The organism is Parahaliea mediterranea (assembly GCF_017255185.1).
Classification (GTDB): Bacteria; Pseudomonadota; Gammaproteobacteria; order Pseudomonadales; family Halieaceae; genus JAFKCZ01.
Genome location: NZ_JAFKCZ010000009.1, coordinates 37601 through 58839, shown reverse-complemented (window position 1 = coordinate 58839; position 21239 = coordinate 37601). Strand labels below are relative to the sequence as shown.

Sequence of the window (21239 nt, the reverse complement as noted above, 5' to 3'; positions counted from 1 at the left end):
CCGGCGTTCACCGATTCGTCAGAACCGGTACCTGAGGTCAAGCCCCGCGGCCCGCGCGGGGCCGCGGTGGGCGTAGTCGAAGTTGAATGACGCCTGCAGGTCCAGGAGGGAAGTCACATACTCCTCGTTGGCGATATTCTTGATCCATGCGCCGAGTTCGAGCTTGTTGCCGCGGGTACTGAACGCCAGGCGGGCGTTTGATACCCAGTAGCCCGCTTGTCGCGCGTGCCGGGAATTGAAGGCGTCGAAGTACTGCTCGTCGCTGTATATCGCATCCACCGTGAGGTCGACATGCCCCGCTTCCAGCTCGGCCAATGTCCAGGCCACTCGCGCATTGAAGGTAAGTTGCGGTGCGTTGATCAACTGGTTGCCGGACAGGTCCTCGCCGCGCAGCTCGATCTGGGTGTACTCAGTATCCAGCAGGCCCAGGCCGATCGAGGCCTGGAGTCTGCTGCCGAAGACCTTGGTAAGCTCCAGTTCGCCGCCAAATACTTCCGCCCTGTCGGCGTTAACCAGGATCTGCAGGAGGTTGGGGGTCACATCCAGGAATTGCTGATCGCTGTACCGATAGTGGAAAATGGCGCCGTTCAGCCGCAGGGAACGCCCAAACCACTCGCTCTTGGCGCCCAGTTCCCAGGCCCCGACCTCCTCCGGTGCTGCGATGGTAATCTCGCCGGGATCGAAGAAGGCCTGACCGTTGAAGGCGCTGTTGCGGTAGCCGGTGGTGTAACTGAGGTATGTGGCGACATCGGCACTCAAGGCGTAGTCGACAACGAAGCGGAAGCTCCACTTCTCGTCGTCCAGCGAATCCCCATAACCGTCGATGGTGGCCAGGGCATTCCTGACTTCAGTCCCTAGAGCGGGGTCGTAGTAGCCGATGGCGGCGCGGTAATTCTCAAGCTCGCTCTTGTCCTGGGTATAGCGCACGCCGAGGGTGAGTGTTGCTTGATCGGTGAGGTCGTAGGTTCCCTGGAAGTAACCTGCATAGCTTTGTTTGTGTTGTGTAAACGCGTTGCTGTTGCGGCAGCCGGTGATGAAGTCCTCCAGGCAGTCATTCACGCCGTTGTCGTTGAAATCCCCGGCATACTGATAGTAAGTCCGGAAAGTGACATCCGCGTCCAGGTCCTCGTCGTAGCCGTACAGCCCGAGTACGAAATTCGCGGGGCCGGAGAACGCGCTCACCAGGCGAAAATCCTGCGATAGTGCCCGCACATCGGAACCGAAATCGGAGTGCAGGATAGCGAAGGGCGAGCCATCGGCATCCTCACGGGTGGTCCAGCGCCCCTCGTCGTAGGAACTCACGGACGCGAGGCTAAGGGATTCCGACAGGTACCAATTGAGGGCCAAAATTACACTCGTATTGTCGATCGACATCTTGCTCTGCCGGTCGAGCTCACTGTCGAAGTAGTCGAGACCGTGGCGATCGTAGCCAGTGACGTAGCCAACACCGCCCGTTCCGATATTGGTCGCCAGCACTTCGTAGCCATTGGGCATGTCGCTGCGCGAGCGACTGTATTTCAGCACCGCGTCCAGGCTGTCGGTGGGGGCGTATTTCAAACTCAAGCGCACTGCGTAGTCCTCGAGTTCGCCCGTGTCGCCGCTACCGGCGAACTCGTTGTCGACCCAGCCTTCGCTCCGGGCGTAGGTGTAGGCCAACCGCGCCCCCAAGGTATCGGGCACCAGGGCCAGATCGATGGCGCCGTCGGATTCAAAGCGGTTGAAAGTGCCGATGCCCGCGGCAATATAGGAAGCCCCCTCGCCCGACAGGTCTGGAGAAGTGGAGAGGATGTTCACCGCGCCACCGGTGGCGTTCTTGCCGTAGAGTGTTCCCTGCGGGCCGCGCAGGACTTCGATACGCTCGAGGTCGAACAGTTGCAGGGCCTGCAGCGCACCGACCCCCTTGTACACCTCGTCCACGTACATGGCGATGGGGCTGGATTGATTCTGGGAAAAGTCGGACATCGAGACACCGCGCACGGAAAACGACGGCTGGCTCTCGGCATACGGCGTGGCAATACTGACATTGGGAATCTGGCCGGCAATGTCGGTGATGTTGTGCATCTTTAGCTTGCGGATATCCGCGCCCGACAACGCGGAAATGGACAGGGGCAAGTCCTGCAGGCCCTCCGCGCGCCGCTGGGCGGTTACGATGACTTCTTCCAGCGCGGCGTTGCTCGCCGGGCTCAAAGTGGGTAAATAGGCGAAACAGCTCGCCACAACAGCTTTGATACAGATATTATTATTCATGGTGCCTCCGAGAACACTCGCGAACCCGCAGTGACTTCGCGGGAAGTCAGAGCTCGACGAGCGCTCGTGTCGATGTACGAAATGCCGCGCGTTTAGCCCGCGTCAGCGACTGAGTTGCATGCGGTTCTCGATAATCCAATCCTCCATTCGCCGGGGGTCGCGTCGGAGCAACTCCCGCACCGTGTCGGTATGCATTCGGTAGTCCAGGTCCTGGTCACGCTCCCAGGCGACGTATTGCAGCAGGGGAACGGCGGCTTCGCCGTGCAGCCGGATAAACAGTTCACTGTCGCCGGAATAGCGGATGTCCCGCCCCAGGTGGGAACTCATCTGCTGCGCGAGTTGCGCGAAGCTGAAACAGTCGTCCCGATGCCCCGTGAGGCCCAGTTCCTCGCCGAGGAAAACCGCCGTGTCCGCGGTGAGCACATGGGCGGCAACATCGGCGATATCTCGGGTATCGATATAGGGCAGTGTGTGATCATGGGGCAGGCAGAAAACGTTCTCCTCCACCACGCCCCGACCCACCAGCCACAACAGGCTCTGCATATACCACGCCCAGGGATTGACGAAGGTGACGGGCAATCCGCTATCCCGCCACAGCTGCCGTCCGCGCCAGTGGACCCAGCAGGGCATGGCCGGATATTGACGGAATGCCGAGGGAATATTCGCGGCCTCCACTTCGGGCACCACACCCAGCAGGCGCACCACCTGGCGGATGGAAGCCTCCTGGCGCACCGCCTCGATCATCGCCACGGTCGAGGCCTCCTCGTCGAGCGCAAAATCCGGGTACATCACAAATACTCGCTCCGCGCCGCGAATCGAGTGGCTGATTTTCCCGCCGTCCGCCAGGTCGGTGAGTTCAACCTCGGCGTCCGGGAACTGGCGGGATAACTCCGCCACCCCCCACTCGCTGCTGGATAATAATCTCAGCGACACGCCCGGCGCCTCGGACAGCGTTCTACACAGATGGCTACCAACGTTGCCGCTGGCGCCAAACACCACAATTTTCAACATCCCGCTCACCTCCTTTCCATACAGATAATGAACACACCCATTTATATGTCACTGACCTATTTTGGAGGCAAAAAAAACCTCGCGAGGCCGGCGACCGATCAAGCGCTATCTGCCGGCCACTTCGGTCGCCAGTTCGGCCAAATCCGCGTAAAGTCGCTCCAGCTGTTTTCTACGATTACTCGCCGAGCCGCTGTGGTTCTGGATCATCGCGCCATCGATCATCGAGGTGATGACCTTGGCCTTGGCCAATAGATCCGTCTTTGACTTGCCCGGATGCACGCCGGCCAACAGGTTGACCAGGTCCTGGTAGAAAGTCTGGTAAATTTCTTCCTTGAGTGCGCGAAAGCGCTCGTCATACAGGCTCCTGAGCGTCAGCATGAGGTAGACCTTGCCCCGGTCGCCCGCCCATGCCTTCATCAGCGAGGCCAGCACCTGGCCGATGCCCTCCAGCGACTCAGCCTCCAATAAAATGGCCTCGTCGCGCTCCCACTCTTCGCGAAAAATCGCTTCAAGCAGATCATCGCGGGTGGGGAAATAATACTGCAGGTGTCCCAGTTTGATATCGATTTGCTTGGCGACCTTGCGCAGGGCCAGGCCGTCCATGCCTTCCTCGAGCAGAATACGCTTTGCCTCCGCCAGTACCCTGGCGCGGCGCTGGCGACCCTTTTCGCTGAGGGACTCCTGTTGCGCGAGATTTTTGTCGATGGCGCTGGTCATTGCACCACTTCCCCGGGCCCGACCGCCGCACCGGCATAGCGTTCGAGAAGTGACCGCCTGACACCGTCGAGCATGTGACCGCGCTCGTCCTGCGTCACGGTGGGCACTTCAAAAAACGGAGTTACCGATACCGGGTCGATACCCACCAGGTTCAATGTGCCCAGGGTCATCGGCGCCACCAGGGCGTCGATCGAGCCAAACGCCTGCTCGATGGAGCCCCTGTCACCGCCAAAGGTAATGAACATCTGGGCCGTCTTGCCAAGCAACAGGGGCTCGAGCCCGGCTCCGTTCTCACGGTAGGCGTAACCGTGGGAAAACACCCGGTCGATCCAGCCCTGAAGCCGCGCGGGGCGGTTGAACCACCAGATCGGATACACAAAAATCAGGTTGTCGGCCCAGTCGATCAACGCCTGTTCGGCGGCAATATCCGCGGGCGTCACACCGGCCTGGAACGACTCGAAATCCCGCGCATCCAGAATCGCCGAAAACTCTTTCGCATACAGGTCGCTGACGCGAACCTGGTGATCGCAATTGGCCAGCGTTTGCGCAATCGTCTCTTTCAGCGCGAAATTGAATGACGCCGGATTCGGATGTGAGAAAACGATAAGGTGCTTCATTGCTGGACCGCCCTTTCCCTCGAATTGAGAACAAGTCTAGGGCATGGCTCAAATATGTCAACGACCTATTTTTGTTTTTTTTGGGGCGAGTAACTACAGGACCAGCTGGTGAGATGGCTTCTTGTGGAAAATACTCCAGCGCCGGCAAGCGCCGCGCCCAGGCTTGGCGGACGCGGTGCCGGTTGCGGTGTCGCTATTGCGCCGCCCGCAAGTGGAGCAAGCGCCCCCGACTATCGCCGTACTCATCCTCGAGTACCCACAAGTCGCCGTCCGCGCCCTCCGCCACGCCGCGGATGCGCGCGCCCATGGGATAGCGCGCCACTTCCTCGGCGCCGGTCTCACCCAGCGCGATGCGTATGATCGCTTGGGACGACAGGCCGGCGACCAGGGCGTTGCCGCGCCAGTCTGGGAACATGGTGCCACGGTAGACCGTCAGGTCCCCCGGCGAGATCACCGGCGTCCAACTGAGGGCTGGAGCCGCGAAGTCTTTCCGGGTGTTGTGATCGGGAATCTCGCGCCCGTCGTAGTGGTCGCCGTTGGATACCACCGGGTAACCGTAATTGGCGCCGCGCTTGATCAGGTTCAACTCGTCGCCGCCGGCGGGGCCCATCTCAATCTCCCACAGGCGCCCCTCCAGGTCGAAGGCAATACCCAATGGGTTGCGATGGCCCAGGGACCAGATTTCGCCGTACACCGCCTCGTCGTCCACCCGGGCGTCGTCGCGGCGGTAGTCCACAAAGGGATTGTCCGCGGGAATGCCGCCGTCGTCGTTCAGGCGCAGCAGCTTGCCCACGTTGGACTGCATATCCTGTGCCGGGGTGAATTTTTGCCGGTCGCCGGAGGACACCCACAGGTAACCCGCCTCGTCGAACAACAGCCGGTGCCCATAGTGGCCGCGACCCAGCAATTTGGGGTACTGTCGCCAGATCACCTCCACAGACGACAGCGAGGGACGCTCGCCCCGCGCATCGAGCACCGCGCGGGCCACCGCCGCGCCGCGGGTGTTGCCCGGCCCGCCCTCGGCATAGCTGAGGTAGACCAGGCCGTTGTCAGCGAAGTCCGGGTGCGGGACCACATCGCCCAGGCCGCCCTGGCCGCCGTAATCCACATCCGGCACACCGCGCACGGGGCGGGACTTGCGGCCCTCGCGATCGACGACAAACAGATTGCCCTTTTGCTCCGTCACCAGCATGCGCCCATCCGGCATCATGGCAATGGCCCAGGGCTCGTCGAAGTCGGCGACGGCCTGGACCTCGAAGGGAAGTTCCCTAGCGCTGGCGGGAAGTGCAACAATCCCGGCCAACACGATACAGAAAGCGGTACTCAGCCTGACAAACATAGTCACCTCGCAAAAAAGGGTTCCCATCCAGTATTGCACAGGCCCGCCGGCCCGTGAACGCTCCGACCGGCTGCCACTCACTGCACGACCCATGCCTTCTGGCACCGCTCCGGCTAAACCTGGAGCTCCGGCAGGTCCCTGTACAAATCCAGCGCCTCGGGGTTGGCCAGGGCGTCGGTGTTTTTTACCGGCTCGCCGTGCACCACCTTGCGCACCGCCAGCTCGACGATCTTGCCGCTGATGGTACGAGGAATATCCGCCACCTGGATGATTTTCGCCGGCACATGGCGCGGCGTGGTGTTCCGGCGAATGGTGCCGCGAATGCGATCCCGCAAGGCGTCATCCAGCCGCACACCTTCGCGCAGCACCACAAACAGCACCACGCGCACGTCGTCCTGCCACTGCTGGCCGATCACAATGCTTTCCAGCACTTCCTCCACCTGCTCCACCTGGCGATAGATCTCCGCGGTACCGATGCGCACGCCGCCCGGATTGAGCACGGCATCGGAGCGGCCGTGGATGACAAAACCTCCGTGCTCGGTGATTTCGCCGTAGTCGCCGTGAGCCCAGACATTGTCAAAACGGTCGAAGTAGGCGCTGTGAAAGCGCGCGCCATCGGGATCGTTCCAGAAACCGATCGGACAGGACGGAAAGGGCTTGGTACACACCAGCTCGCCCTTCTCGCCGCGCAGGGGGTGGCCGTTTTCGTCCCAGATATCCACCGCCATGCCCAGCCCGGGGGCCTGGATTTCGCCCTTGTACACCGGCAGGGTGACGGAGCCAGCGACAAAGCAGGACAGGATATCGGTGCCGCCGGAGATCGAGGACAGGCAGACGTCCGCCTTGAAGTCCCGGTAGACGTAGTCGAAGCTCTCGTGAGCCAGGGGCGAGCCGGTGGACAGGATGCTCTCGAGGCTGTCCAGGCGGTGACTCTGGCGCGGCTTGTGCCCGGCCTTTTCCAGCGCGGCGATGTACTTGGCGCTGGTGCCGAAGATGGTGATGCCCTCCTCGTCGATGCAGTCCAGCAGCAAGGTGCCCTCCCCGGCAAAGGGCGAGCCGTCGTACAACACCAGCGTGGCGCCCGAGGCCAGGCCCGATACCAGCCAGTTCCACATCATCCAGCCGCAGGTGGTGAAGTAGAACAGCACGTCGTCGCGGCCGAGGTCGCACATCAGCTGGTGTTCCTTCAGGTGCTGCAGCAGCGTGCCGCCGGCGCCGTGCAGGATGCACTTGGGCACCCCGGTGGTGCCGGAGGAATACATGATGTACAGCGGGTGGTCGAAGGGCAGTTGGGCGAACGCGATCTCCCCCGCGCTGTCGTGGCGGAAATCGCCGTACAACTGCGCGCCGCCGATGCCCGACAGGTCGGGCGCCTTCGCCACCACCGGCACCACCAGCACGCGCTCCAGACTGTCGATGGCCCGGGCGATGCCGGCCACGCGTTCCAGGGAATCGCAGGTCTTGCCGTTGTAGTAGTAGCCATCGGCGGCGAACAGTACTTTCGGCTCGATCTGGCCGAAGCGGTCCAACACCCCGTTGATGCCAAAGTCCGGCGAGCAGGAGGACCACACGGCCCCGAGGCTGGTGGTGGCGAGCATGGCGATGACGGTTTCGGCGATGTTGGGCATGAAGCCCGCCACCCGGTCGCCCTGCCCCACGCCCGCGGCGGCCAGGGCCGCGGCCACCGCCGCCACTTCCCGGTAGAGCTCGGCGTAGCTCAGGACGCGGCGTTCGCCGTTCTCCAGCCGGCACACCAAAGCGGCGCGCTCGTCGCGGTAGCGCAGCAGGTTTTCCGCGAAATTGAGCCGGGCCCGGGGAAACCAGCGCGCGCCGGGCATGCGGTCGCCGTGTTCGAGCACGGTGTCGCCACCGGTGTCGCCGCGCACCTCGCCGTGCTCCCAGACCGCGCGCCAGAAGGCCTCGGGGTGGTCGATCGCCCAGTCCTGCAGGGCAAAATAGTCCGCGCCATCCAATTGCGGGTGGTTCACCGCCAGTGCACGGGTAAAAGCCGTGAGGCGGGCGCGGTCGATGCGCGCTTGCGGCGGGGTCCAAAGAGGCTGTGTCATGGCGCTGGCTCTCCTGCGGGTGAATTGCCCAGATTGCCGCCGGCAGATATATTTATCAAATTTAATCTATTTATGTTTTCATTAGCTTTTTTTATGAATATTACAATCAAGCAGCTGCGCGCCTTCGAGGCGCTGGCCCGCTGCGGCAGCTTCGCCGAGGCCTGCGAGCAATTGCACCTGTCGCAACCCGCCCTCAGCGTTGCCATCCGCAATATGGAGGACAGCGTCGGCGGCAGGCTGTTCCAGCGTTCGACCCGCCAGCTGGCCCTCACCCCGGAAGGCCGGCAGTTCCTGCCCACGGCCCGCCGCCTGCTCGCCGACTGGGACCGCGCCCTCGACGACCTGGGGCGCAGTTTCGCGCTGCGACAGGGCCGCCTGCGGGTGGCGGCCATGCCCTCTTTCGCGCTGAACATGCTGCCCGCCATTCTGCGCGCCTTCCGCGAGCGCTTCCCCCATATCAATATAGCCGTTGACGACATCGTGATGGAGCTGGTGCTCGACGCGGTGCGGGAGGGGCGCGCCGAACTCGGCATCGCCTTCGAGCCGGAGCAACTGGGCGGGCTGGAATTCACCCCCCTGTTCCGGGACCGCTTTCTGGCCATCGTGCCCGCCGGTTCCGCCCTGGCCAAACGCGCCAGGCTCAGCTGGCGCCAGCTTGCCGCGCAGCCGCTGATCGCCATGAACCGGGGCTCCTGGATGCGCAATACCACCGACGCGGTGCTGTCGGAGGCGGGACTGGTGCCGGCGTCCCTCGCCGAGGCCTCCCAGTTGGCGACCATCGGACGCATGGTTGCCGAGGGTCTCGGAGTCAGCGTGGCGCCCGCCCTGTGCCGGCCACAACTGGAGAACCAGGGCGTGGCCTGCGTGGCGCTCCACGGGCCGGGGATCGAGCGCCGGGTGGGTATTTTTACCCGGCGACGCCACGCCCTGTCGGCCCCGGCCGAAGCGCTGCTGGCGCTGATGCGCGAAACCTACCCCCCAAACTGAGCCAGGCAGGGCTCCCGGAAGATGCACCCGGTTACCGGCTCGGTTATGCTCACCGCCCCTGCCAACGGAGATCGACCTTGCCAAGGACCGCAAGCCCGCGACACCGCTCGTTCGCGCACCTAGTGTTCAGCGCACTGCTGTGGCTGATCCCGACCACGCTCCTGGCGCAGGAACTGCGCATCGCCGTGGCCGCCAACTTTGTCGAGGCGATGCAGCGAATTGCCGCGGATTTTACAGCGCAAACGGGGCACCAGGTGGTGCTGTCCCCGGGTTCCTCGGGACGCATCTACGCCCAGATCACGGCCGGCGCGCCCTACGACCTGTTCTTTTCCGCCGACCAGGCCAAGCCCGCGGCCCTGGAGCAGGCGGGCCTCATCGTTCCCGGCAGCCGGTTTACCTACGCCGTCGGCGGCCTGGCGCTGTGGTCGGCCCGGCCGGGCTTCCTCGACCACGGGCCACGGCCGCTTGAGCGGGGAGATTTCAACAGACTGGCCCTGGCCAACCCCCGGCTCGCCCCCTACGGGCAGGCCGCGACGGAGGTACTTGAACGGCTCGGCCTGACAGCGTCGACCGAGGCAAAGTGGGTGCGTGGCGAGAACATCGCCCACGCCTACCAATACGTCGCCACGGGCAATGCCGATCTCGGTTTCATCGCCCTGTCGCAACTGCGGGGCAGCGGCCATTCCGGCAAGGGCTCGTACTGGGTCGTCCCCCGCGCCCTCTACTCGCCCATTCGCCAGGATGCGGTACAGCTGTTGCGGGCGAGGGCCAAACCCTCGGCCGAGGCATTTCTGCGCCACATGCGCGGCGACGGCGCCGCCGCCATCATGGCCGGACTCGGCTACCAGCGCCCCTGACCCACTCGCCCTTCACCGCTCCCCGCCGCTTAGCTCCGGGCCGGCACGGCCAGTAGGCACGCGGAAAACATAGTCGAACCACCCGCGTGTAAATCACCACCGCAACGCGCTCCGGCTGCCGCCACCGCGATTTCTGTGCCATGTTGCGACTGACGATAACAACAGGAGAGTGACATGCCGCTCAACCAGCGACTGCACAACAGCGCCATCATCGTCGTCGGTGCGGGCACCGGCATCGGCGCCGCCACCGCACGCCGGCTGGCCGACGAGGGCGCCCGGGTATGCGTCGCCGACATCAACGTACCGGCGGCGCAATCGGTGGTGAAGACACTGCGCACCGCCGGCGCCGAGGCGATCGCCGTGGAGGTGGATATCGCCGACGAGGGTTCGGTCGACGCCATGGTGGCGGCCGCGGTCACCCATTTCGGCGGATTGGACGGCGCGCACATCAACGCCGCCGACCTCAAGGTGATCCACGAAGACAGCGACGCCCTGGCGGAGGATCTGGCGGTGTTCGACCGCACATTGGCGGTGAACCTGCGCGGGCATTTGCTGTGCACCCGGGCGGTGCTTCCGCACCTGTTGCGGCGTGGCGGCGGGCCCATCGTATATACCAGCTCCGGGGCCGCCGAGGCGGGAGAAGCGACCCGGCCGGCCTACGCGATGGCCAAGAGCGGCCTCAACGCCCTGATGCGCCATGTCGCCGCGCGCTGGGGCAAGGAGGGCATCCGCGCCAACTGCGTGTCGCCCGGGGTGACCCTCACCCCGGAGATGCGCGCCAGCGGCCTGTTGCCCGCGGATTTCGAGGCGACCATGCTGGCTCACACGCCGCACCGGCGGCTGGGCACGCCGGAGGATATCGCCGCGCTGGTCGCCCTGCTGCTGTCAACGGACGGCGAGTGGATCAATGGCCAGGCCTATCACATCGACGGCGGGGTCATCATGCGCTAGCGCCCTCTGACACCGGGGCCATCCTCAACTAGACTGGAGGCCGGTTTACGGGAGTTACCGGCCTTGGACAACACCGATCACCTTGCCCGCGAGCGGCCGCTGCTGATTTACGACGGCGACTGCGGCTTTTGCCGCTACAGCGTCGACTACGCCCGGGCGGCCACCGGCGACGCGGTCCACTACCGCCCCTTCCAGGCGGTGGGCAATGCCTTCGCGCAATTCAGTACACAGGACTACCGCGACGCCATCCGGCTGGTGGAAGCCGACGGCCGCAGCCACGGCGGCGCCGGGGCCGCCTTCCGCGCGCTGGAACTGGGTGGCCACCTCGCGCTTTGGGCCAGGCTGTACCGCGCCCTGCCACCGTTCGCGGCGGCCTGCGAGTGGGTCTACCGCCTGGTGGCTCGCCACCGGGGCGCCGCCTACACCCTCGGCCGCTGCCTGTTCGGACCGCAGTTGCGCCCGGCGCGCCAGCAACTTACCACCTGGCTGTTCCTGCGCCTGCTGGCCCTGATCTATCTCGCCGCCTTCGGCTCCCTGGCGTGGCAGGCGGCGGGCCTGATCGGCGGCGAGGGCATCCTGCCGGCGGAGGACTTCTTCGCCGCGGTGGACGCCCGCTACGGTCCCCGCAAGTACGCGCTGCTGCCCTCGCTGCTGTGGCTGGACGCCTCCACCGCCAGCATCCAGGCCCTCGGCATCGCCGGCTGCGCGCTCAGCCTGCTGCTACTGTGCAACCGCGGCACGGCCTGGGTGCTGCCGCTGCTGTACCTGTGCTACCTGAGCCTGTACCACGGCGGCCAGCGCTTCACCGCCTACCAGTGGGACATCCTGCTGCTGGAGTGCGGTTTTCTGGCGATCTTCCTGCCCCATGCCCCAACCCTGTTCACCTGGTTGTACCGCTGGCTGCTGCTGCGCTTCCTGCTGCAGTCGGGCCTGGTCAAGTGGTGGAGCGGCGACCCCCACTGGCGCGATTTCAGCGCCCTGGATTTCCACTTCGAGACCCAGCCCCTGCCCAACGCCCTGGCCTGGTACGCACACCAATTGCCCGAGCCGATACTGCGCGCCGGCGTCGCCTTTACCTTCGCGGTGGAACTGCTCGTGCCCTTTTTGATCCTGTTGCCGCGCCGACCGCGCCAGCTGGCGGCGCTGCTGGTCGCCCTGTTCCAACTCGCCATCCTGCTCAGCGGCAGCTACAACTTTTTCAACCTGCTCACCCTGTGCCTGTGCGTGCTGCTACTGGACGACCAGTGCCTGCGGCGCGCACTGCCGCGAGGCCTGCGCGACGGGCCCGGGCGGCGATCGCCGCGCGCCGGCCCGGGCACCGTCGCCATCGCCCTGCTCTACCTCACCCTGAGCACTCTGTGGCTCGGTGCGACGGCGAACCGGGTGCCGCTGGGCGAGCTGCCCCGCGCGCTGCTCTACTGGAGCTCTCCCTGGCACATGGCCAACGGCTACGGGCTGTTTGCGGTAATGACCACCGAGCGGCCGGAAATCGTCTTCGAGGGCTCCCGCGACGGCCGGCAATGGCGGGCCTATGAGCTGCCCTACAAGCCGGGCGACCCGCGGCGCGCGCCGGGCTGGGCCACGCCCCGCCAGCCGCGCCTGGACTGGCAGCTGTGGTTCGCCGCGCTGCAACGGCCCGAGGACAACCGCTGGGTCGGCGCCGTGGTGGCGGGCCTGCTGCAGGGTTCTGAGCCGGTACTCGCGCTGTTCGCCCACAATCCCTTCCCCGACGAACCGCCGCGCTACCTGCGCGCCTCGCTGTACCGCTACCGATTCACCACCTTCTCGGAACGGGCGGAGGACGGCGCCTGGTGGCGACGGGAATACCTGGGGGAGTACTGGCCGGTCACCGCCTGGCAGCTGCCGGTGGAGCGGCGCCACTAGTTTCAGGAAAAGACCACGGTCTTGTTGCCCTGCACCAGGACGCGGTCCTCGAGGTGGTAGCGCAGGCCCCGGGCCAGTACGGTTTTTTCCACTTCCTTGCCCAGCCGCACCAGGTCCTCAACGGTGTCGTGGTGACGGATGCGAATGACATCCTGCTCGATGATCGGACCGGCATCGAGTTCCTCGGTGACATAGTGGCAGGTGGCACCGGTGAGCTTGACACCCCGCTGGAAGGCCTGGTGATAGGGGCGCGCGCCGACGAAGGACGGCAAGAAACTGTGGTGGATATTGATAATCCGGTTGGGATATTCAGCGCACAGCCAGGGCGGCAGGATTTGCATGTATCGAGCCAGGACGATGGTATCGGGGGCCGCCTCGCGGATCAGGCGCGAGGTCTCCTCGAAGGCGGCCTGCTTGCCCTCGCCATCAGGGGGCACCTGCACGCAGTGGTAGGGTACGCCGTGCCATTCCACCAGGGGGCGCAGGTCCTCGTGGTTGGAAATCACGCAGACCGGATCGAAATCGATATCGCCGCTGCGCCACAGGTGCAGCAGGTCGGCCAGGCAGTGGTCCAGCTTGCTCACCATCAGCACCACCCGCTGCGGCCGTCGTGATTCGGTGAGTCGCCAGTCCATGTCGAGGTCCCGCGCCACCGGGGCGAAGGCGGCGCGAAAGTCCTCGGCATCCATATCAAGGCTGCCCGCGTCCACCTCATAGCGCATGTAGAACATGCGGGTCTCGGTGTCCTCGTACTGGTTGGCGCCGATGATCGAGCCGCCCTGTTCGGCGATGAAGCCCGCTATCCGCGCCACGATGCCCACTTTGTCGGGGCAGGTGCCCACCAGCCTGTAACTGCGCAATGCCATGTTGTCTACCCTCGCTCCCCACACCCCGCCGGACCCGCGGGCCCCGGCGCAAAGGCGCTAACACTACCATCACGGCGCCGCCTTGGCAGCCCCGAGGCGAGGTATTTGCGGTCGGGTCGGAACTGTTAGACACTCGCTATACCACTCCACCGGGACAGTCGATGTGGCATCCATCACCAGTTGCGGCAGCCGTTATCACCACGGCGACCTGCGCAAGGCCCTGATCCTGGCCTCGGCGCGCCTGATCGAGGAGGAGGGCCTGCTGGGGTTTTCCATGGTGGCCGCCGCGCGGCGCCTGGGGGTCAGCAATGCCGCCCCCTATCGCCATTTCAAGGACAAGAACGATCTGCTCAATGCGGTCACCGACCTGGCGTTTTTCGCCCTGGGGGAGGAAGTGGAACGCACGGCCCGCGCGCCCGAACACGGCGCCGAGGACTGCATCGTCGCCCTGGGCATGACCTATGTCGACTTCCTGGCGCGACACCAGCCCTTTTATGAACTCATGTGGGGGCGACTGGGCAGGGAGCTGTCCGCGCAGGAGCAGCTGGCGACCCGTGCCTCCGGATTCCGCTTCCTGATCGAAGCCCTCGACCACTGGCGACTACACCACGGCATCCATGACTGCCGGGTGGAATCGATCGCCCTCGCCTTCTGGTCCATGGCGCACGGACTCAGCGTATTGCAGTCGCATCATGCCTTCACCTACTACAGTGCCGACACCGATCTCGAAACCCTGTTGCGGCACAACACCCGCATTTTCCTCCGCGGCCTGGCTTGCGTGAGCGATCCCCAGCCGGGCGCCTAGCGAGCCCCGGCACCGCTTGTTTTCACCGACGTCGGCGGTTATATCGAATGCACTCTGTTTCATTACCGGGCAAGGCCGGCCAGAATAGTCCCCACATCAACAGCGATTGAACATCCAAGGAGCAGCCATGACCGACAACGACATTCTTCCCATCTTCCGCCAGCGCCGCAGTCCCTATGTATTTGATCCGCGGCGGACGGTGGCGCGCGGGGACCTCGATGCGCTGTTTGAAGCCGCGCGCTGGGCCATGTCCTCCTATAACGCCCAGCCCTGGCGCTACATTGTCGGTGTCAAGGCGGACAACGGCGCGCTGTGGCAAGCGATCCACGACGTGCTGGTTGAGGGCAACAAACCCTGGACGGCCTTCGCCCCGGTGCTGGTCCTGGGCATCATTGAAACCACCTTCGAACACAACGGCAAGCCCAACAAGGCCGCCACCCACGACCTGGGCGCCGCCTCGGCGTTCCTGACGATGGAAGCCACTGCCCGCGGGCTCAGCGTGCACCAGATGATCGGTATCGAACCGGAGCAGGCCCATGCCGCCTTCGGCCTGACGGACAGCCAGGAGGCCTATTCCGCCCTGGCCATCGGTTACGAGGGCGAAAACACCGCCCTCGACGCAAAATACGTCGAGCGCGACCGCGGCCCGCGGGAGCGCAAACCGCTGCATGAGATCATCATCCGGCGGTAGTCCCGCCGCGCTCCAGGGGGCGGGCACCGACGCGGTGATGGCGATGGCAATCGCCGGCGCCACCGCGGGGCTGCGCGCCCGCTTTTTTGCGAATAAAGACTAAGGTATCGGCGTCGCCGCGTACCCGACCCCCGCCCCTTTCGACTGTCGAGGACAAAAAAGCGCCACACTGTCGCTCGCGCGACAGAGCCCGGCGAGGCGCCCGCTATAGAGTTTGCACGGTGATGCAGAACCATAGTTATAAAAAATGAGGACCCGCAGCATGAAAAGCCGTTTATTCAAACTTTCCGGCCTCGCCGCCGCCCTGACCGCCGCCCAGGCCTCCCTGGCCCAGCCCGCCCTCGAGGAAGTCGTGGTCACCGCGCAGAAACGCGCCCAGGACATCCAGGACGTACCGATCTCGATCACCGCCTTTTCCGGCGATTACCTGAGCGAGGCCGGGGTCAAGGACATCGGCGACGTGGCCCGCCTGACCCCCAACTTCACCATCTCCAACTCTTCGCAACAGACCAACAACCGCATCGCTATCCGCGGCATCGGATCGGTGGGTAACAACGGTATCGAGCCCAGTGTCGGGGTGTTTATCGACGGCGTGTACTACCCGCGCCCCGGGGCCGTTATCGGCCAGTTGATGGACGTCGAATCCTTCGAGGTCCTGCGCGGTCCGCAGGGTACGCTGTTCGGCCGCAACACGCCGATGGGCGCGCTCAATATCAACACCCGCAAACCCGCGTACGAAACCGAGGGAATGGTCGAGGCCGGCTTTGGCGACTACGACGCCTACGAACTGGGCGCGGTGTTCAATACCGCGTTCAGCGACAACATTGCCGGCCGGGTGGCGATCAAGTACGCGGACCGCGACGGCTACGGCGAGAACATCCTCAGCGGCGGGGAGTTCGGCGAGCGCGACGACCTGAATGTACGCGGCAAGCTGCTGTTCGACTTCGCCGACAACCTGTCCCTGCTGGTTACCGCGGATTATTCCGAGATCAATGCCTCCGGCGGCGCCATCGAAGTCCTCGAGGGGACCGAGGACCCGCGCCTCGACGGCACGCTGAATGCGCTGTATGGCAACGGTGTGAGCACGGGCGATGGCTTCGACCACAAAGTCAGCCAGGAGCACGAGGACGACCTGCAGGACGAGCAGTCCGGCCTGTCTTTCGACATCAACTACGATTTCAGCAATGGCATACGCCTGCGCTCGATCAGTGCCTACCGCGAATGGGAAGCGGACGTCTACGAGAGCGCCCTGCGTATCCCGGCGAATATGGTACAGCGCGACACCTTCTACGAGACCGAGACCCTGTCCCAGGAATTCCAGTTCATCTCCCCCGGCGGCGAGACCATCGACTGGGTCGCGGGCCTGTTCTATTACCAGGAGGAGTACAACATCGACCAGGCCTTCGACGCGGGGGACGACTACTGCACCCCGACCATTGCCGGCCTGGTCGGCCCCGAAGCGGGCGCGGCCTGCGACAGCTTCCAGCAGGACCGCATGGTGGAGAGCGTGTTCCAGCAGGATCTCGACTCCATCGCGGTATTCGGCCAGGGAACCTGGAACATCAGCGAGGCCTTTAGCCTGACTCTTGGCGGTCGCTACACCAAGGATGAAAAAGACGGAGACTTCGACCAGGTGGTCAACAACCCCTTCGGCGCCCTGGTTCGCGTTAACGAGCAGGTCCCGGGGATGGAGCGCGAGGACTCCAAATCCACCTGGTTCGGCAACGCCAACTGGTTCGTCACCCAGGACATCATGCTGTTCGCCACCGCCTCCACCGGTTACAAGTCCGGTGGTTTCAACTCCGAGGGCGGCAGTGTCGCCCTCGGAGAGGAGCGGCGGATTTTCGGCCCGGAACTGGCCACCAACTACGAGCTGGGCGTCAAGAGCACCCTGCTCGATGGCAGCATGACCGCCAATGTCACCGCCTATCGCACCGACCTGGAGGATTTCCAGGATCGCCTGTTCGACGGCCTGTCCTTCGTGGTGGTCAACGCCGGCGAGGTGCGCCAGCAGGGCGTGGAGGCCGACCTGGCTTGGGTGCCGCTGGAGCAACTGTCCCTGCGGGCGGGTATCAGCTACCTGGATTCCGAATACCAGGACTTCAAGGATGCCCCCGGGCTTCCGGGCGGTCCCAACCAGGACCTGACCGGCGAGCGCAAGCCCTACTCCCCCGAGTGGCAGACCTCCCTGTCGGCGGACTGGACCTCCTCGCTTACCGACAGCACCGAGTGGTTCGTGGGCGCCAGCTGGAGCTGGATGGACGAGCAGAACCTGGGAGCGGTATCCAACAACAACCCACAGTCGGTGCAGGATGCCTATTCCCTGGTCAATGCGCGCATCGGCGTACGCGATGTCGCCGGCGATTGGTCGGTCACCCTGTTCGGCAACAACCTGGCCGACGAAGGTTACTGCGTCACCATCTACGATCAGCCCTTCGGTGCCCAACTCGGAGCCCTGAACCCTGTCGCCAATACCATGGTGCAGCGCTGCGTACTGGGAGCGCCGCGCACCTGGAACGTGAAGTTCAACTACCATTTCTGATTGAACACCTGATTCGCCATACCCGCGCGGCTGTCGGCCTTCTGGCCGCGGCCGCTGCCGCGGGGCGACACGACAGGCTATTCGAGGAATACCAATGGACGACAGCCCGGGCCGGCTTTCACGCCGCAGTCTGCTACAGGGTATTGGCGCGGCAACCGCGACGCTTTCCCTGACCCCCGCGAGCCGCGCGTTCGATGACACCGGCGGAGCCTGGTGGCAGGGAGACGTGGCGCATTTGCTACCGCTGGTGGATCACCGGCAGATACTGTTGAAATGCTCGTTCAATTCCGCGCAGTCGGGTATCCCGCACCTGCGGGTCGGAGACCGTGCGGTGGCAGGCCGGCGCAGCGACTCCGCCGGCAGGTTCTGGCGGTTTCATGTCGACAAGCTGGACCCGGGCAAGACGTACCAACTTCAGCTGACTGACGAGCGCGGCAAGGCCCGCACAGACCCCTGGCCCCTGCGCACATTCCCGGCCCCGGACGCGCCGGCCACGCACCTGCGCATCCTGACCTTTACCTGCGCCGGGGGCGACGAGGATATCGCCACCGCCGGCGGCACGCACTTCTTTCTCGCCCTCGCCGCCCGCCAGCGCCTTCTGGAACGGGGCCTGTCGTTTTCCCCCGACGTGGTGATCGCCAATGGCGACCACGTGTACTGGGACCAGGCCACCAGCCAGAACAAGCCCGAGCCCTTCGCCCGCGCGGCCCGCGACATGTTCGCCCGCCACGGCGAGCTGGACCCCACGCGGCCGGCCCTGGGTACCCCCAACGAGGGCGTCCTGACCCGTATCGTGGACGCGCAAATTGCCCGGCTCTACGGCGTGCGACTGCGCTCGACACCATCGTTCTTTATCACCGACGACCACGACCTGTTTGAAAACGACGAGGCGACGGATACCCTGGTCACGCTGCCGCCGGACCAGCGCATGCTCGACCTCGCGCGCAGCGTGCAACACCTGTATTACCCCGAGTTCCTGCCGGACCCCACCCGCCCCGGCTTCCTGCCGGGCAGTGGCGCCCCGGATCGGCTGGCGGATTGCTCCGAAGTCTTCGGCACCCTGCGCTACGGCCGCCTGTTGGAGGCGCTGCTCTACGACACCAAACGCTACAGCACCCTGAAGGGCCCGCAGGCCACCATGATCCCCCCCGCGGTGGAGCGCTGGCTGGGGGCGCGCACGGCGAGCACCGACACCGCGCAACTGCTGCACATGCCCTCGACTCCCATTGGCTGGTCGGCGGGCAAGTGGGGCGAGTGGTATCCGGACGTGTTACAGGCCGATGGCCGTCTCGGCATCGAGCGGGCCAAGGATTACTGGCCTCACGGCTGGTGGTCGCAACACCAGCGGCTGCTGGCGATGCTGCACGCACAATCCGGGCGGCCGCCGGTGATCGTGTCCGGCGACCTGCACGCGTTCAGCAGTGGCCAGATCCTCAAAAGCGGCGGCCTGGACCTCGCCAACAATCCGGTCAATACCCTGTGCGTGGGCCCGCTGGGCAGCGCCGGGCCGGGCTTTCCCTCGTTCATTCGCGGCACGCCGCCGCAGGTACCCTCGCAATTGGTGTTGGATCAGGCCTTCGCGCCATTGGAAAAAAACGGCTTCAGCCTGCTGGATATCACACCGGAGAAAATTGACGTGCGAATGTTCGCCTGGCGGCCGCCGGAATCCGCGGAAAAGATCGGGCATTTGCAGCCCTTTCATCGCTATAGCATCGCCCGGTGATGCCATAGCGCGGCGACGCGCTTCCCCCTAGGGGGTGTACCAGATGGGCGAGGTGTAGGCACGCTCCCGGGTTTTCAACGGTATATTCCCGGGTAAATCGAGACTGAATTTGACCTGGTCGTAGGCAGTCCAGCGCGGGGTGGGTATCTCGATCACCCGCGCGTAGTAAAACGCGCGTTGTTCGGGGTCGAAGGCGGGGTCGCTCCAGATCGCCTCCAGGTTCGCGGCGCCGATGGTATTGGTCCACCCCGGAATCGACAGGTCCACGGTATCTCCGACCGGCGGCAGCTTGCCATCGGCACCGGGCTTGCGCCCACCCGACCAGGCCACGTCGTACACCTTTTCCCGCGACCGGCCGTCCGCGTCCAGCCAGCCCTTGACGATCTGGATACGGTCCAGGTTGGCCCCGTCGGGGTCGCGCAGGGCGTACACCAGGAACCGCGGGGCGCCGGCACCTTCGGCTCGAGGCTTCATATCCGATCCCATGGGCACCCCTTTGGCGTAGCCGGCTCGCGCCCGCTCCGGGAGCAGCAGGTCGCTGTCCTCAAAGTTCCAGCCGGCAAAAAAGCGAACGCTTATGCGCGGCCCGGTGGTCGCGTAGGCCTCGCGCCTGAGCATGGCATCGAACAGGGCCTCGCGGGTGTTCTCCGTCGCCCACAGGGCGGTGAGCCCCGCCGAGGAGTAGACCCAGCCCTGGTAATTCAATCCCGTTTCCTTGTTGTTCCGGGCCCAGTGCGTGGCACGCCCAGGGTTGGGCTCGTAGGCCTTGAACTTGCCGAAGAAGTTATCGTCGTCCACGGTACTGAGCCCGGTGTGGGTGTCGGTCGCCCCGATCATGCCGAACTTAAAGGGGTTGACGCCGAGCGACGACTCCAGCTCCAGGCCCCGCTTCAGGCCGGAGCGGGCATACTCGCCGGGCAACATCCGTGGTGTTTTGGCCTGGCTCAGGTCCAGGTTACCCCAGTCCCAGTTCTCGTAGTCCGCGAACTCGTCATCCGGGGAAAGCCGGGGATGGGATTCGCCATCGCCCTTGAGCTGGGTGACCTCGTACAAGCGCTCCCACTTCTGCCGGGTGGCGGCGTAGTCCTTGTCATAGGATGCCCCCTCGGCAAAGTCGTCCTGCAGGGCGAACATCATGCCATTGGACAGGTTGCCGTTGTGGGGAATGGCCGTGACCCTGCCCCCGGTCTTTTCCTCGTAGGTCGCCAGCCACCGCCACAGGTCCCGCGGATCCCGGCTGCCCACCGGCGGATAGGTGGTATAGGGTTCGATCTGCCCCGCGAGTGCCGGCCCGTCCCGGAAAATCACGTTGCGGTGCAGGTTGTTGCCATCCACCAGTGAGGTCCATTCAAAGCCGATAAAGGTGGTGAAGTCGTGCGGATCGTTATAGTCCTCGGCCGCCTGCATGATCCGCTCCCAAACCGGCCGGTAGGCCGGGTTTCCCGGCTGGTAGATAAGGGCCGGTGGCGTCTGGCCCTGGGAGAACTGCGCGATCAGCTTCATCACCGCCTGCTGCGCCGTCGCCCCGCCCTCAAGGAATGCCTCGTGGTACTCCCGGCCGGCGGGGTCCGCCAGGATATTCGGCGCGCCATTGAGAATGTCGGTGATCAGCCCCATGCCGTCCGAGTGGTCGGTGATCATGAAGAAATCGTAGGGCCGCCGCAGTTTCACCGGCTGGCCGGAGTTGGAGATCACCTGTTCGCCACGGGCGAAGCGGTAGGCGTCCTCGGGCATCAGGCGCGTGCCGCTGCCGCCGGCGTCGGCGGACAGCCCGCTGTGTACGTGGGTGTCGCCAAAGTACACGCGGGTCGGAAAATCCGTACTCGCCCAGGGCGAGTACGGGTGGCCGGCCGTTGGCGTATCGGCGGCAAAGGAGCAGTGAATGGCGAGGGCACTGCCCAGCAACAGCAAAGTTCCTATCGGGTTTTTCACGCTG

Annotated in this window: 17 protein-coding genes; 9 read left to right on the top strand and 8 right to left on the bottom strand. The window is 64.8% G+C overall.

Features of this window, described 5'->3' with window-relative positions; all coding sequences use genetic code 11:
- Positions 1 to 18: 18 nt before the first annotated feature.
- The 6 genes from JYP50_RS13345 to JYP50_RS13320 form a co-directional block, all read right to left on the bottom strand.
- Complete coding sequence (locus tag JYP50_RS13345) at positions 19 to 2247, bottom strand: TonB-dependent receptor (protein WP_206561039.1); 2229 nt, start codon at positions 2245 to 2247, stop codon at positions 19 to 21.
- Positions 2248 to 2349: 102 nt separating this feature from the next.
- Entirely contained in the window at positions 2350 to 3258 is a 909-nt protein-coding gene (locus tag JYP50_RS13340) for an SDR family oxidoreductase (RefSeq protein WP_206561038.1), read from the bottom strand.
- Positions 3259 to 3363: 105 nt separating this feature from the next.
- Positions 3364 to 3975, bottom strand: coding sequence for a TetR/AcrR family transcriptional regulator (locus JYP50_RS13335; protein ID WP_206561037.1), 612 nt, complete (start codon positions 3973 to 3975; stop codon positions 3364 to 3366).
- On the bottom strand, positions 3972 to 4592 hold the full coding sequence (locus JYP50_RS13330) for an NAD(P)H-dependent oxidoreductase (protein ID WP_206561036.1): 621 nt from the start codon (positions 4590 to 4592) through the stop codon (positions 3972 to 3974). Before JYP50_RS13330 ends, JYP50_RS13335 begins: the two co-directional genes overlap by 4 nt.
- Positions 4593 to 4785: 193 nt before the next feature.
- Positions 4786 to 5931: a PQQ-dependent sugar dehydrogenase gene (locus tag JYP50_RS13325; protein ID WP_206561035.1), complete on the bottom strand. Its 1146-nt coding sequence runs from the start codon at positions 5929 to 5931 to the stop codon at positions 4786 to 4788.
- Positions 5932 to 6044: 113 nt separating this feature from the next.
- Complete coding sequence (locus JYP50_RS13320) at positions 6045 to 7997, bottom strand: acetoacetate--CoA ligase (RefSeq protein WP_206561034.1); 1953 nt, start codon at positions 7995 to 7997, stop codon at positions 6045 to 6047.
- A gap of 93 nt (positions 7998 to 8090) precedes the next feature.
- Here JYP50_RS13320 and JYP50_RS13315 point away from each other — a divergent pair, with 93 nt between their 5' ends.
- From JYP50_RS13315 to JYP50_RS13300, 4 genes are all read left to right on the top strand, one after another.
- Positions 8091 to 8984 carry a LysR family transcriptional regulator gene (locus JYP50_RS13315; protein WP_206561033.1) on the top strand — a complete coding sequence of 298 codons (894 nt, stop codon included), beginning with the start codon at positions 8091 to 8093 and terminating at the stop codon, positions 8982 to 8984.
- Positions 8985 to 9061: 77 nt separating this feature from the next.
- A complete protein-coding gene (gene modA, locus JYP50_RS13310; RefSeq protein ID WP_206561032.1) occupies positions 9062 to 9841 on the top strand; it encodes a molybdate ABC transporter substrate-binding protein in 780 nt (259 codons plus the stop codon).
- Positions 9842 to 10015: 174 nt separating this feature from the next.
- Complete coding sequence (locus JYP50_RS13305) at positions 10016 to 10792, top strand: SDR family NAD(P)-dependent oxidoreductase (protein WP_206561031.1); 777 nt, start codon at positions 10016 to 10018, stop codon at positions 10790 to 10792.
- Positions 10793 to 10855: 63 nt separating this feature from the next.
- On the top strand, positions 10856 to 12676 hold the full coding sequence (locus tag JYP50_RS13300; protein ID WP_206561030.1) for a lipase maturation factor family protein: 1821 nt from the start codon (positions 10856 to 10858) through the stop codon (positions 12674 to 12676).
- A 2-nt stretch (positions 12677 to 12678) separates the two neighbouring features.
- Here the strand turns inward: JYP50_RS13300 and purU are convergent, their stop codons facing one another.
- The gene (purU, locus tag JYP50_RS13295) at positions 12679 to 13542 is read right to left on the bottom strand and encodes a formyltetrahydrofolate deformylase (protein ID WP_241263132.1); all 864 of its coding nucleotides are present in this window, start codon (positions 13540 to 13542) and stop codon (positions 12679 to 12681) included.
- Between the two features lie 163 nt (positions 13543 to 13705).
- On the opposite strand from purU, the gene JYP50_RS13290 reads away from it, so the two are divergent.
- The 5 genes from JYP50_RS13290 to JYP50_RS13275 all read left to right on the top strand — a co-directional run bounded on the left by JYP50_RS13290 (position 13706) and on the right by JYP50_RS13275 (position 19303).
- Positions 13706 to 14347, top strand: a complete 642-nt coding sequence (locus tag JYP50_RS13290) for a TetR family transcriptional regulator (RefSeq protein ID WP_206561029.1) — start codon at positions 13706 to 13708, stop codon at positions 14345 to 14347.
- 127 nt (positions 14348 to 14474) lie between these two features.
- Positions 14475 to 15038, top strand: a complete 564-nt coding sequence (locus JYP50_RS13285) for a nitroreductase family protein (RefSeq protein WP_206561028.1) — start codon at positions 14475 to 14477, stop codon at positions 15036 to 15038.
- The gene (locus tag JYP50_RS22000; protein WP_277602483.1) at positions 15016 to 15141 is read left to right on the top strand and encodes a hypothetical protein; all 126 of its coding nucleotides are present in this window, start codon (positions 15016 to 15018) and stop codon (positions 15139 to 15141) included. Before JYP50_RS13285 ends, JYP50_RS22000 begins: the two co-directional genes overlap by 23 nt.
- Before the next feature lie 159 nt (positions 15142 to 15300).
- A complete protein-coding gene (locus tag JYP50_RS13280) occupies positions 15301 to 17580 on the top strand; it encodes a TonB-dependent receptor (RefSeq protein ID WP_206561027.1) in 2280 nt (759 codons plus the stop codon).
- Positions 17581 to 17674: 94 nt separating this feature from the next.
- Positions 17675 to 19303 (top strand): hypothetical protein, encoded by a 1629-nt coding sequence (locus tag JYP50_RS13275; protein WP_206561026.1) that lies wholly within the window; start codon positions 17675 to 17677, stop codon positions 19301 to 19303.
- A gap of 27 nt (positions 19304 to 19330) precedes the next feature.
- On the opposite strand, the gene JYP50_RS13270 is transcribed toward JYP50_RS13275, so the two are convergent.
- Complete coding sequence (locus JYP50_RS13270; protein ID WP_347136790.1) at positions 19331 to 21235, bottom strand: DUF3604 domain-containing protein; 1905 nt, start codon at positions 21233 to 21235, stop codon at positions 19331 to 19333.
- Positions 21236 to 21239: the final 4 nt, after the last annotated feature.

What these genes read in the sequence shown, in the direction of transcription:
- JYP50_RS13345 (WP_206561039.1), bottom strand. Translation starts at nt 2,247, where the DNA reads ATGAATAATAATATCTGTATCAAAGCTGTTGTGGCGAGCTGTTTCGCC.
- JYP50_RS13340 (WP_206561038.1), bottom strand. Translation starts at nt 3,258, where the DNA reads ATGTTGAAAATTGTGGTGTTTGGCGCCAGCGGCAACGTTGGTAGCCAT.
- JYP50_RS13335 (WP_206561037.1), bottom strand. Translation starts at nt 3,975, where the DNA reads ATGACCAGCGCCATCGACAAAAATCTCGCGCAACAGGAGTCCCTCAGC.
- JYP50_RS13330 (WP_206561036.1), bottom strand. Translation starts at nt 4,592, where the DNA reads ATGAAGCACCTTATCGTTTTCTCACATCCGAATCCGGCGTCATTCAAT.
- JYP50_RS13325 (WP_206561035.1), bottom strand. Translation starts at nt 5,931, where the DNA reads ATGTTTGTCAGGCTGAGTACCGCTTTCTGTATCGTGTTGGCCGGGATT.
- JYP50_RS13320 (WP_206561034.1), bottom strand. Translation starts at nt 7,997, where the DNA reads ATGACACAGCCTCTTTGGACCCCGCCGCAAGCGCGCATCGACCGCGCC.
- JYP50_RS13315 (WP_206561033.1), top strand. Translation starts at nt 8,091, where the DNA reads ATGAATATTACAATCAAGCAGCTGCGCGCCTTCGAGGCGCTGGCCCGC.
- JYP50_RS13305 (WP_206561031.1), top strand. Translation starts at nt 10,016, where the DNA reads ATGCCGCTCAACCAGCGACTGCACAACAGCGCCATCATCGTCGTCGGT.
- purU (WP_241263132.1), bottom strand. Translation starts at nt 13,542, where the DNA reads ATGGCATTGCGCAGTTACAGGCTGGTGGGCACCTGCCCCGACAAAGTG.
- JYP50_RS13285 (WP_206561028.1), top strand. Translation starts at nt 14,475, where the DNA reads ATGACCGACAACGACATTCTTCCCATCTTCCGCCAGCGCCGCAGTCCC.
- JYP50_RS22000 (WP_277602483.1), top strand. Translation starts at nt 15,016, where the DNA reads ATGAGATCATCATCCGGCGGTAGTCCCGCCGCGCTCCAGGGGGCGGGC.
- JYP50_RS13280 (WP_206561027.1), top strand. Translation starts at nt 15,301, where the DNA reads ATGAAAAGCCGTTTATTCAAACTTTCCGGCCTCGCCGCCGCCCTGACC.
- JYP50_RS13275 (WP_206561026.1), top strand. Translation starts at nt 17,675, where the DNA reads ATGGACGACAGCCCGGGCCGGCTTTCACGCCGCAGTCTGCTACAGGGT.